The 12,073-nt window shown below is 69.0% G+C and carries 10 protein-coding genes; 1 reads left to right on the top strand and 9 read right to left on the bottom strand.

The window, feature by feature from the left end:
- Nucleotides 1-18 precede the first annotated feature (18 nt).
- The 8 genes from ABID97_RS07535 to apbC form a co-directional block, all read right to left on the bottom strand.
- The gene (locus ABID97_RS07535; protein ID WP_354397901.1) at nt 19-810 is read right to left on the bottom strand and encodes an ABC transporter ATP-binding protein; all 792 of its coding nucleotides are present in this window, start codon (nt 808-810) and stop codon (nt 19-21) included.
- On the bottom strand, nt 807-1,556 hold the full coding sequence (modA, locus tag ABID97_RS07530) for a molybdate ABC transporter substrate-binding protein (protein ID WP_354397900.1): 750 nt from the start codon (nt 1,554-1,556) through the stop codon (nt 807-809). Before modA ends, ABID97_RS07535 begins: the two co-directional genes overlap by 4 nt.
- 31 nt (nt 1,557-1,587) lie before the next feature.
- A complete protein-coding gene (gene modB / locus ABID97_RS07525) occupies nt 1,588-2,271 on the bottom strand; it encodes a molybdate ABC transporter permease subunit (RefSeq protein WP_354397899.1) in 684 nt (227 codons plus the stop codon).
- A 111-nt stretch (nt 2,272-2,382) separates the two neighbouring features.
- The gene (locus ABID97_RS07520) at nt 2,383-2,730 is read right to left on the bottom strand and encodes a winged helix-turn-helix domain-containing protein (RefSeq protein WP_354397898.1); all 348 of its coding nucleotides are present in this window, start codon (nt 2,728-2,730) and stop codon (nt 2,383-2,385) included.
- Nucleotides 2,731-2,806: 76 nt separating this feature from the next.
- Nucleotides 2,807-5,680: a formate dehydrogenase subunit alpha gene (gene fdhF / locus ABID97_RS07515; protein WP_354397897.1), complete on the bottom strand. Its 2,874-nt coding sequence runs from the start codon at nt 5,678-5,680 to the stop codon at nt 2,807-2,809.
- Complete coding sequence (locus ABID97_RS07510) at nt 5,677-7,422, bottom strand: NAD(P)H-dependent oxidoreductase subunit E (RefSeq protein ID WP_354401693.1); 1,746 nt, start codon at nt 7,420-7,422, stop codon at nt 5,677-5,679. The genes fdhF and ABID97_RS07510 overlap by 4 nt, the downstream gene beginning before the upstream one ends.
- 245 nt (nt 7,423-7,667) lie before the next feature.
- Nucleotides 7,668-8,612, bottom strand: coding sequence for a LysR substrate-binding domain-containing protein (locus ABID97_RS07505; protein ID WP_354397896.1), 945 nt, complete (start codon nt 8,610-8,612; stop codon nt 7,668-7,670).
- A gap of 15 nt (nt 8,613-8,627) precedes the next feature.
- Nucleotides 8,628-9,719, bottom strand: coding sequence for an iron-sulfur cluster carrier protein ApbC (apbC, locus tag ABID97_RS07500; protein WP_354397895.1), 1,092 nt, complete (start codon nt 9,717-9,719; stop codon nt 8,628-8,630).
- 146 nt (nt 9,720-9,865) lie between these two features.
- On the opposite strand from apbC, the gene ABID97_RS07495 reads away from it, so the two are divergent.
- Nucleotides 9,866-11,059: a patatin-like phospholipase family protein gene (locus ABID97_RS07495; RefSeq protein ID WP_354397894.1), complete on the top strand. Its 1,194-nt coding sequence runs from the start codon at nt 9,866-9,868 to the stop codon at nt 11,057-11,059.
- A gap of 316 nt (nt 11,060-11,375) precedes the next feature.
- Here the strand turns inward: ABID97_RS07495 and ABID97_RS07490 are convergent, their stop codons facing one another.
- Entirely contained in the window at nt 11,376-12,062 is a 687-nt protein-coding gene (locus ABID97_RS07490; RefSeq protein ID WP_354397893.1) for a YceH family protein, read from the bottom strand.
- Between the last annotated feature and the right edge of the window lie 11 nt (nt 12,063-12,073).

The raw sequence follows: 12,073 nt of genomic DNA, 5'->3' as shown, positions 1-12,073 counted from the left end.
CTGCATGCGCCGGGCGGCTCAGGCGCCGCGCGCGTCCTGCATCAGCAGGCCGCGCAGCTTGCGGTGCAGCGGCGTGGCCTCGGCGGGCGGCACGCCACCCGCCTCGCGCAGCGCCAGGTCGCGGCTCTCGCCGTTGTGCAGGTCGATCTCGCGCACGACGCGGCCGTTGTCGTAGACGAAGGCCACGTCGGCGAGCGCCAGCACGTCGTCGATATCGTGCGTGATCATGAGCACCGGTATGCCCCATTGGCGGCGCACCTGCGCCAGCTCGTGGCGCAGCTCGCTGCGCAGCATCGGGTTGAGCGCGGCAAACGGTTCGTCGAGCAGCAGCACCTGCGGCTCGCAGGCCAGCGCGCGCGCGAGCGCCACGCGCTGCTGCTGGCCGCCCGAGAGCTTCTGCGGGCGGCTGTCGGCCAGCGCCGCGAGGCCGAAGCCTTCGAGCAGCGACTGCACCCGCTCGGCGTCGCGCGGCGGCAGCTTGCGCCGGTGCCATGCGGTCAGGCCGAAAGCCACGTTCTCGCGCACCGACAGGTGCGGGAACAAGGCGTAGTTCTGGAACAGGTAGCCAATGCGCCGTGCCGGCGCCGGCACGTCGATGCCACGCGCGGCGTCGTAGAGCGTGCGTCCGTCCAGCCGCACATGGCCGGCGGAGGGATGCAGCAGCCCCGCGATGGCCTGCAGCGTGAGCGTCTTGCCCGCACCCGAAGGGCCGTACAGCGCGGCAAAGGGCGCGTCGGTCGCGAAGCGCGCCGCCAGGTCGAAGCGGCGCGTGCCGTCGGTGACCGTGAGCTTCAGGTCGACGTCGATCATGGCGTGCCGAAGCCGTGCCGCGCGAGGACTTCGCGCGCCGCGTCGCTCGAGAGAAAGGCCACGAATTCGCCGGCCAGCGCTTTCTGCCGGCTGTCGGCGACCACCGCGGCCGGGTAGCTCACCGGCACAGCGGTCGCGGGTGCGAAGGCGATCCGGACCTTGTCGCCCATGACGGCCGCATCGGTGCGATAGACGAAGCCGGCCTCGACCTCGCCGCGCGCCACGTAGTCGAGCACCTGGCGCACGCTGTCGGCCTGAATGAACCTGGGCTCGAGCACGCTCCAGAGCCCCGCCCCTTCGAGCACCTGCCGCGTGTAGCGCCCAACCGGCACCGTGGCGGTCTTGCCGACCGCGATCTTTCGCACGCCGGGACCGGCCAGGTCCTGCAGCGACCGGACGCCCGCGCCGCCCCGCAGCGGCTCGATCAGCACCAGCGCGTTGGACGCGAAGTTCCGCCGCGTGGCGGTGTCGATGAGTTTCTGTTCGGCGGCGCGGCCCATGGTCTCCTGGTCGGCGCTCGCGAACACGTCGACCGGCGCGCCCTGCGCGATCTGCTGCAGCAGCACGCCCGACGCCGCGAAGTTGAAGCGGACCGTGGCACCCGGCTTCACCGCCTCGAACTTCGGCCCGAGCGCCTTGAACGCATCCGTCAGGCTGGCCGCCGCGGAAACGGTGATCTGCTGGGCCGCCGCAGCCAGCGGTAGAGCCAGGGCCAACACGAGAGACAGGAGGCGAAGCGGACGCATTCGGGTTTTTCCGGGTGGGATGCACGCGCCGTCAGCGCAGCGAAAAGAACCGGTTCGACAGCACCAGCACCGTGACCGACAGCAGCGAGGTCACGGCCACCAGCAGCAGCGCCCGATCGTCATGGCCGGCCTGCACGGCGTCGTAGATCGCCATCGACAGCGTCTGGGTCTGCTGCGGAATGGAGCCCGCCACCATCAGCGAGGCGCCGAACTCGCCCATGGCGCGCGCGAACGCGAGCAACGTGCCCGCGAGGATGCCAGGCCAGGCCAGCGGCAGTGTGACGCGCAGGAAGATCGAGAACGGAGATTGCCGCAGCGTGCTGGCGGCGGCCTCGAGCGAGCGGTCCACGTTCGCGAAGGCGGCGCTGGCCGACTTCAGCACCAGCGGCAGCGCCACCACGGCGGACGCCACGACAGCGCCGTGCCAGCTGAAGATGATGCTGTAGTCCAGGTGCTCGCGCAGCCAGCTGCCAAGCGGGCTGTGGCGCCCCGCGGCCACCAGGATGGCGTAGCCGATGACCGTGGGCGGCAGCACCAGCGGCAGCATGAACACCGCCTCCAGCACCGTGTCGCCCGGAAAACGCTTGCGCGCGAACACCCAGCCCAGCGCCACGCCGGCCACGAGCGCCAGCAGGGTCGCGACCGCGGCCACCTTGAGCGACAGCACCAGCGGAAACCAGTCGGCCGAGGCGAGGAGGGAGTTCGTCGTATTCATGAAGATACAACGCGATTGTGCACGAACCAACCCTCCCTCCTGACGGGGGGTCCGTTAGCGGCTGCTGGAGGGCGGCGCCGATATCCTTCCGGATACAGCGCGAGAACGAAATCAGGAGGCCAGCAGGCGCGTCAGCGCGCGGACGTCGGCCGCCGTGGCCAGGCGCGCGGCGTTCTCGATGGCACGATAGTGCTTGACGATTTCCTCGCCCACGGGCGTGAGCGCGCTGCCGCCGCCGCGCGAGCCGCCGGCCGCCGTGTTCACGGCCGGTGAGCTCAGGGCGTGGTTCATCTCGTCGATCAGCATCCAGGCACGCCGGTACGACATGCCCAGCTGGCGCGCCGCGGCCGAGATCGAGCCGGTCTCCGCCACGGCCTCGAGCACAGCGATCTTGCCGGGGCCGATCGCGATGCTGTCGTCCCGGTAGATGCGCAGGCGGAACTGGACTCTGGTTTTCATGCCGGTGGGGGTGAGCGGTGCGGTGGCGTCGGGGCGCAAAGGTTAAACCATGCCCGCCCCGGCGCCACCACCCGCGTCAATCCACCGCAGCGAGTACGCCCGACCCGGTGCCGTAGCCGGCCGCCGCCATCGGCTGGCCCCCGCGTGCAATGCGCACCGCGCAATACTTGAACTCGGGGATCTTGCCCATCGGATCGAGCGCGGCGTTGGTCATCAGGTTGGCCGCCGCCTCGTAGTACGCGAAGGGCACGAACACCGCGCCATTCGGCGTGCCGTCGTCGCGCCGCACGTGGATGGCCACTTCGCCGCGCCGCGACTGCACCGTGATCACGTCGCCGGCCTCCAGGCCCAGCTTCAGCAGGTCGGCCTGGTTCATCGACGCGGTGGCCATGGGTTCCAGCGCATCGAGCACGGTGGCGCGGCGCGTCATGCTGCCGGTGTGCCAGTGCTCCAGCTGGCGCCCGGTAATGAGCACGAACGGGTATTCGGCATCGGGCCGCTCGTCGGCCGGAATGATGTCGGCCGGCACCAGCTTCACGCGGCCGTCGGCGGTCGGGAAGTCGTCGATGAACACGGTCGGCTGGCCCGGGTCTTCCTCGCTCAGGCACGGGTAGGTCACGCTCGAATCGCGCTGCAGGCGCTCCCAGCTGATGCCGCTGATCACCGCATGCATGGCCTGGCGCATCTCCTCGTAGACCGCGGCCACGCCGGACTCCTCGCCCTCGTAGTTCCATTGCAGGCCCATGCCCTTGGCGATCTGCTGGATGATCCAGAGATCGGGCTGCGCGTCGCCCGGCGGGTTGAGCGCGCGCTTGCCCAGCTGCACCATGCGGTCGGTGTTGCTCACGGTGCCGGTCTTCTCGGGCCAGGCGCTCGCGGGCAGCACCACGTCGGCGAGCCACGCGGTCTCGGTCATGAAGATGTCCTGCACCACCAGGTGCTCCAGGCTTGCGAGCGCATGGCGCGCATGGTTCAGGTCGGGGTCGCTCATGGCGGGGTTCTCGCCCATGATGTACATGCCGCGCACCTTGTGCGGATCGGTGTCGGGCGCCAGCGCCTTGTGCATGATCTCGACCACGGTGTAGCCCGGCGTCGCGTCCAGCGGCATGCCCCAGAAGTCTTCGAACCACGCATGCACGGCCGGGTTGTCGACGCGCTGGTAGTTGGGGAACATCATCGGGATCAGGCCCGCGTCGCTCGCGCCCTGCACGTTGTTCTGGCCGCGCAGCGGATGCAGGCCCGAACCCGGCTTGCCGATCTGGCCCGTGACGGTGGCCAGCGCGATGAGGCAGCGCGCGTTGTCGGTGCCGTGCACGTGCTGGCTCACGCCCATGCCCCAGAGGATCATCGAGCCCTTGGCGGTGGCAAAGGCGCGCGCCACTTCGCGCAGCGTTTCGGCCGGCACGCCGCAGATGGGCGCCATCGCCTCGGGGCTGTAGCCCTTGACGTTCTCTCGCAAGGCTTCGTAGTTGCTGGCGCGCGTGCGCACGAACTCCTGGTCGACCAGGCCCTCGTCGATCACGGCGTGGATCAGCGCATTGAGCATGGCCACGTCGGTGTCGGCCTTGAACTGCAGCGTGCGCCAGGCGTGGCGGCTGATGTCGGTGCGGCGCGGGTCGGCCAACACGATCTTCGCGCCGCGCTGCGCGGCGTTCTTCATCCAGGTGGCCGCGACCGGGTGGTTGGCCGTGGGGTTGGAGCCGATGACGAAGATCAGCCCCGCGTGCTCCACGTCGTTGACCTGGTTGCTCACCGCGCCCGAGCCCACGCCTTCGAGCAGCGCGGCCACGCTGGAGGCGTGGCACAGGCGGGTGCAGTGGTCGATGTTGTTGCTGCCGAATCCCGTGCGCACCAGCTTCTGGAACAGGTAGGCCTCTTCGTTGCTGCCCTTGGCCGAGCCGAAGCCCGCAAGCGACTTGGCACCGTAGGTGTCGCGCAGGCCCGAGAGCTTGCCGGTGGTGAGCGCGAGCGCCTCTTCCCAGCTGGCTTCGCGGAAGTATTCGCTCCAGTCGTCCGGGCGCGGCGCATCGCCGAAGTCCTTCGGCATGCCGGGCTTGCGGATCAGCGGCTTGGTCAGGCGCTGCGGATGGTGCGCGTAGTCGAAGCCGAAGCGGCCCTTCACGCACAGGCGGTTGTGGTTGGCCGGGCCGTCGCGGCCATCGACGCTCACGATCTTCTCGTCCTTCACGTTGTAGGTGACGAGGCAGCCCACGCCGCAGAACGGGCACACCGAATCGACCTTGCGATCGACCTCCTGCGAGCCGATGTGGCTCTTGGGCATGAGCGCCCCGGTCGGGCAGGCCTGCACGCATTCGCCGCAGGCCACGCAGGTGCTGTCGCCCATCGGGTCGTCCAGGTCGAACACGATCTTGCTGTCGGCGCCGCGCAGGGCATAGCCGATGACGTCGTTGACCTGCTCTTCGCGGCAGGCGCGCACGCAGCGGTTGCACTGGATGCAGGCGTCGAGGTTGACGGCCATGGCCGGGTGCGAGATGTCGGTCTTCGGCTGCTCGCGGCGCAGCGCCTTGAGCTCGGGCCGCACCGCGATGTCGAGCTTCTTCGCCCAGGCGCTGAGCTCGCCGTGCTGCTGGGTGGCGTCGTCGCCGATCCATTTGTAGCCCTGGTCGGGCATGTCGGACAGCAGCATCTCGACGACCATCTTCTGGCTCTTGAGCGCGCGTTCGCTGGTGGCCTTCACGTCCATTCCGGCCGTGACGTTGCGGCAGCAGCTGGGTGCGAGCGTGCGCTCGCCCTTGACCTCGACCACGCAGGCGCGGCAGTTGCCGTCGGCGCGGTAGCCGTCCTTGTAGCAAAGGTGCGGAATCTCCACGCCATGGCGCTCGGCCGCCTTGTAGATGGTCTCGCCGTCGAAGGCCTGGATGGCCTGGCCGTCGAGCGTGAATTCGATGGTTTGCGGCATCAGCTCCGCAAGTTTCGACGGGGCGTTCATGCCACCTCCTCCGGGAAATATTGCTGGATGCAGCGGATCGGATTGGGGGCCGCCTGCCCGAGCCCGCAGATGGACGCGTCGCCCATCACTTGCGCCAGGTCTTCGAGCGTGGCGCTGTCCCACGTGGGCGCCTGCATCAAAGCCGCGGCCTTCGCCGTGCCGACGCGGCAGGGCGTGCACTGCCCGCAGCTCTCGTGCTCGAAGAAGCGCATCACGTTCAGTGCGGCGTCGCGTGCGCGGTCGTGCTGGCTCAGCACCATCACCGCGGCCGATCCGATGAAGCAGCCATGGGGCTGCAGCGTGTCGAAGTCGAGGGGAATGTCGTTCATGCGCGCCGGCAGGATGCCGCCCGATGCACCGCCCGGAAGGTAGGCATAGAGCGAGTGGCCGTCGAGCATGCCGCCGCAGTATTCGTCGATGAGTTCCTGCACCGTGATGCCCGCGGGCGCGAGCTTGACGCCCGGGTGCTTCACCCGGCCGCTCACGCTGAAGCTGCGCAGGCCCTTGCGGCCGTGGCGGCCGAAGCCACTGAACCAGGCCGCGCCTTTTTCGACGATGTCTCGCACCCAGTAGAGGGTCTCGAAGTTGTGTTCCAGCGTCGGGCGGCCGAACAGGCCCACCTGCGCGATGTACGGCGGGCGCATGCGCGGTTCGCCGCGCTTGCCCTCGATGCTCTCGATCATGGCCGACTCTTCGCCGCAGATGTAGGCACCCGCGCCGCGCCGCAGCTCGATGCGCGGCAGCGCGCAGGGCGGATCGGCCTGGAGCCGGGCCAGCTCTCTTTCGAGCAGCGCGCGGCAGTCGTGGTATTCGTCGCGCAGGTAGATGTAGCACTGCTCGATGCCGACGATCTGCGCCGCCACCACCAGGCCTTCGAGGAAACGGTGCGGATCGCGCTCGAGGTAGGTGCGGTCCTTGAAGGTGCCGGGCTCGCCCTCGTCGATGTTCACCGCCATGAGCCGGGGCGCGGGTTGGTCGCGCACGATGCGCCACTTGCGGCCGGCCGGAAAGCCCGCGCCGCCCAGGCCGCGCAGGCCCGAGTCTTCCATGGTCTTGATGATGGCCTCGGCGTCTTCCTCGCCGTTGACGAGCGCGGCCGCGAGCGTGTAGCCGCCGTGCGCGCGGTAGGTGGCGTAGTCGGTGAAGGCCGGCATGCGCTCGATGGCGCCGGGCAGCGGCGAGACGCTTTGTTCGGCGAACGCCGCGGCGTCGAAGTACGCGACGTTGGCTTGATCGGGATCGGACTTCAGCGCCTGCAGCACCTTGCCCGTGGTCGCGAGCGGCACGGCCTGCTGGTCGACCACCGCCACCGGCGCCTGCTCGCAGCGGCCCACGCAGGGCGCGGCAATCACGCGCACCTCGTCGCCATCGACCCCGAGCAGTTCGGGCAGGCGGGCCAGCAGGTCCCTGGCGCCGGCCAGCTCACAAGCGAGGCCGTCGCATACGCGCACCGTGAGGCCCGGTGCCGCATCGCCGCCGCGCACCACCTCGAAGTGGTGATAGAAGGTCGCGACCTCGTAGACCTCGGCCATGGGGATGTTCATCTCCCGCGCCAGCGCCACCAGGTGATGGTCGTGCAGGCAGCGGAAGGCGTCGTTGAGCTTGTGCAGGTGCTCGATGAGCAGGTCGCGCCGGTGGCCCTCGGCCGGGCGCGCGCCGATGAGCGTGCGCACTTCGACCAGTGCCGCCTCCTCGGGCTGGCGGCCCTTGAGCTTGCTCTTGCGGCGAATGCGCTCGCGCATCTCGTCGGCGGTGGCGAGCGGCACGATGGTGTGCGTCGCGGCCGGTTTGGCTGTTGTCTCGCGGGTCGTGGCTGGGTGGTTGTTCACTGCCTAGGCCTTTTTTCGGGTGTCTGTCTGGCTCTGCCCCGAGCGGATGCTGGGAGGCTGACCGAGTGTGTGGGGCCGCCCAGGGTGCGTCAAATTCGATCGGCGCATCGATCGATTCAATAACTAAATGGTGCGCCGGCCGACGGGCCGCGCGCCGGCTATTCGCCCAGTGCGCCGCTGTGCAGCCGGACCTGCTCGCGCCAGGCCGGCGTCTGCAGGAACACCAGGGCCGCATCGAGCGCGCGCGAGGGGCGCACGCCGGTCTGGGTCATGAAGCCCAGGGGGGTCTTGACCTCGGGGCCCACCAGCGGCAGCGCCTCCAGTTCGCGGTAGCTGCGCACCGCCGCGACCATCGAACCGGGCAGCACGCTGCTGACGCTGCCCGCGAGCACGGCCAGGGCAAGGGTAAGTACCGAGTTGGTCTCGATGGCCGGCTCCACCACCGTGTCGGCTTCGCGCAACGCCTGGTCGATGATCGAGCGGTTGTGCATGTCGGGCGTGAGCAGGCACAGCGGCAGCTTGCCGGCTTCGGCCCACGACATCGGTTGGCCGATGCGCAGCCGGTCGGCCGAGGGCTTGGCCGCCCGGCGCAGCAGGAAGTAGTGCTCCACGCTCTGCGGCCAGGCCGTGAGCTTGATGCCCGGCAGGTGCATGCGTTCGATGTAGCCGAGCGCCAGGTCGACGGACAGGCTCTCGAGCCCCATTTCGAGGTCTTGCGAGCTCATCGACAGGACGGCCGGCACGATGCCCGGGTGCAGCTCGTGCAGCATGGCGGCAAAGCGCGACAGCATCGGGATGGCGGTGGGCACCGCGGCCATGCGCAGCCGCCCGCGCGGGTGGCCCTCTTCGCTGCGCAGCTCCTGCTGCAGCACCTCGTTGTCGCGCAGCATGCGCTGGGCCGTGGCCAGCACGCGCTCGCCCTCGTGCGTGAGGCCCACGTAGACGCGGGCCCGCTTGACGATGACCACGCCGAACTCGCTTTCGAGCGAGCGCAGCGCATTCGACAGGGCCGGCTGCGTGATGTGGCAGGCCTGCGCCGCGCGCCCGAAATGCTTGTGCTCGCTCAGTGCGACCAGGTAGCGCATCGACGCGAGAAGATTCACGGGGCGCGCCGCCGGTCAGGTGTTCTTGCTGATCGAGATGGTCGGGAACTTGGCCGAGAAGTCTTTCGCCTTTTCGGCGATGCCCACCGCCACCTGCCGCGCCACGGCCTTGTAGATGCCGGCCACTTCGCCGTCGGGGTCGGCCACCACGGTGGGCTTGCCGCTGTCGGCCTGCAGCCGGATGTTGATGTCCAGCGGCAGCGCGCCGAGGTATTCCATCTGGTATTGCTCGGCCATCTTCTTGCCGCCTTCGGAGCCGAAGATGTGCTCCACATGGCCGCAGTTGGAGCAGATGTGCACCGCCATGTTCTCCACGATGCCCAGGATCGGCACGCCGACCTTCTCGAACATCTTGATGCCCTTTTTGGCGTCGAGCAGCGCGATGTCCTGCGGCGTGGTGACGATCACCGCGCCGGTCATCGGCACGCGCTGGCTCAGCGTGAGCTGGATGTCGCCGGTGCCGGGCGGCATGTCGACGATCAGGTAGTCGAGGTCTTTCCAGTTGGTCTGGCGCAGCAGCTGCTCCAGCGCCTGGGTGGCCATGGGGCCGCGCCAGATCATGGCTTCGTCCTGGTCGACCAGGAAGCCGATCGACATGACCTGCACGCCGTGGTTCTCCAGCGGCTCCATGGTCTTGCCGTCCTCGCTCTCGGGCCGGCCCTCGATGCCCAGCATCATGGGCTGGCTCGGGCCGTAGATGTCGGCATCGAGCAGGCCGACGGACGCGCCCTCGGCCGCCAGCGCCAGCGCCAGGTTGGCGGCCGTGGTGCTCTTGCCCACGCCGCCCTTGCCGGACGCGACAGCGATGATGTTCTTCACGTTGGGCATCAGCTGCACGCCGCGCTGCACCGCATGGCTGATGACCTTGGTCGTGATGTTGACCGAGACATTGCTCACGCCCGGCACCGTCTTGGCCGCCGCCACCAGCGCCTTGCGCAAGCCCGCGTACTGGCTCTTGGCCGGATAGCCGAGCTCGAGGTCGAAGGACACGTCGCCTTCTGAAATCTGCAGGTTCTTGAGCGAGCGCGTCGCCACGAAATTCTTGCCGGTGTTCGGGTCCTGGACGGCCTTGAGCGCGTCCATGAGCCCTTCTGGGGTGAGTGCCATTGATCTAACTCCTGAATGGCGGGTAGTCTAGTGGCTTGCCACCGCCCCCCGCGCACCTGGCGCCGCTTCGCCTTCCCGCGGCCGGGGGCAACACCCCGAAACCCGCCACGCCATGCCCGGCCAACAGCCAAAGCAATAACAACACAATGCCCGAGACACCCCCCGCCACCGGCCTGTTGCTCACCGGCGGCGGCGCGCGGGCCGCCTACCAGGTCGGCGTGCTCGAGGCCATGGCCGAGATCCGCCGGGCGGCGGGTTTCGCCCACGCGGGCAATCCCTTTCCCGTGATCACCGGCACCTCGGCCGGGGCCATCAACGCGGCCGCGCTGGCCTGCGGCGCCGACGACTTCGACGCAGCCGTCGGCCGCATCGCCGAAGTCTGGCGCAACTTCCACGCCGGGCAGGTGTACCGCGCCGATTCGCTCTCCGTCATCGGCAGCGGCGCGCGCTGGCGCATGCTGCTCGGGCTCGGGCGCTTTGCGGCCAACTGGATGCGCATCAAGCCGCGCTCCCTGCTCGACAACACGCCGCTGGCCGAGCTGCTGGGCCGCATGGTGCCGCTGGACCGCCTGCCGGCGCTCATGCAGCAAGGCCATGTGAAGGCGCTGGCCGTCACCGCGTCGAGCTACAGCTCGGGCGAGCACGTCACCTTCTTCGAGGCGGCCGTGCCGATGGCGCCCTGGGTGCGTTCGCAGCGGCTGTCGGTGCGTGACCGCATCAGCCACGCGCACCTGCTGGCCTCGTCGGCCATTCCCTTCGTGTTCCCGGCCACGGCGCTGCCGATGCAGGGACATACCGAATACTTCGGCGACGGCTCGATGCGCCAGTCGGCGCCGATCGCCGCGGCGATCCACCTGGGCGCCGCGCGCATCGTGGTGATCGGCGCCGGCCGCATGCACGAGCCGCGCGACGCCGATGCGCCCAACACCTACAGCGGCTATCCCACCATGGCGCAGATCGCGGGGCATGCGCTGTCGAGCATCTTTCTCGATGCACTGGCCGTGGACATCGAACGGCTGCGCCGCATCAACCACACGCTCGGCCTCATTCCCGAGGAAGCGCGCAAGTCCAGTACGCTGCGCCCGCTCGACCTGCTGGTGATCTCGCCGTCGGAGCGGCTCGACGTGATCGCGGCACGCCATGTCGATGCATTGCCCGGGGCGGTGCGCCACCTGCTGGGAGGCTCCAGGGTCGCGGCCGACGTGAAGGGCGGCGCACTCGCGAGCTACCTGCTGTTCGAGTCGGCCTACACGCGCGAGCTGATGGCGCTCGGCCGGGCGGACGCCATGCGCCAGAAGGACGAGGTGCTGCGGTTCTTCGGGTGGGAAGCGGCCGGCTGAGGCAAGGTTCGACCGCGACGCTAGTCAGAGATCCGCTTGCCGAGGTCGACCGATCTGATCCACCCTGAAGACTCTGCCGCATAGGATCTCCACGACGCAAAGTGCTCGATGTAGGTGAATTCACCCTGCTTCCTGATGGCCGCCACAAGATCGCCCTTTGAGAGGATGTCCGTCCTGGAAGTCGCGGGCTCGAACCCAGTGCCGCTCGGGTTGTAGTAGCTCGACCGCCTGTGGAGAACGTGAATTCCCAGCGCGGGGCGTTTTTCGGAGATGCCGAATGTGTTGTGCGGGCTGTTGCAGGGCAACACCCGCTCGGTCAACCTACCTCGGAAATCCCAAGCTCCGAACACACCCGCCCCACCAGCGCCTTCAGCGACGCCAGTTCGGCTTCGAGCCGTGCCACGTTGGCCTTGAGCGCCGCGACCTCGCCGAGGGATGCGTCGTTCGATGCGTACGCGCCATCGGCCGAAGCGTTGCCCGGGCCGGCAAGCTCTTCAGCCGGCGCGCCGCTCAGCAGGTGCGCCCAGCGGCTTTCGCGCGCACCGGGCAGGCGCGCGAGCTTCACCACCAGTGCGCCGGCCGCGCGCTCGGAAAGCTCGTCGAGAAAGCCCTCGACCGACGAGATGTCCGCGAAGTTGTGCATGCGGTCGCAGGCGATGCGCAGTTCGCCGGCCGTCTGCGGGCCGCGCAGCATCAGCACGGTCAGCAAGATGACCGACTGCGACGGGATGCGCAGCACGCGATCGATGTTGTGCTCGTAGCGGAACGCCCGGCCGCCGCTGGTTTCCGCCACCAGGCTGTAGCTCTTCAGGCTGTCGATGGCGGCCTGCACCTGGGCTTCGCTCAGTTCGAGCACCGGGTTGCGGCTGGTCTTCTGGTTGCAGCCGGACACCAGCGAGTTGAGCGTCAGGGGATAGCTGTCGGGCACGGTGCGCTGCTTCTCGGCCAGCACGCCGAGCACGCGGGTTTCGACCAGCGAAAGAATGGGAAGGGCTTGGGTCATGGCTCGAAAAA

Source organism: Variovorax sp. OAS795, from assembly GCF_040546685.1.
Classification (GTDB): domain Bacteria; phylum Pseudomonadota; class Gammaproteobacteria; order Burkholderiales; family Burkholderiaceae_C; genus Variovorax.
Note: the sequence above shows the minus strand (reverse complement) of the source record. Positions and strands in the feature narration are given on the sequence as shown.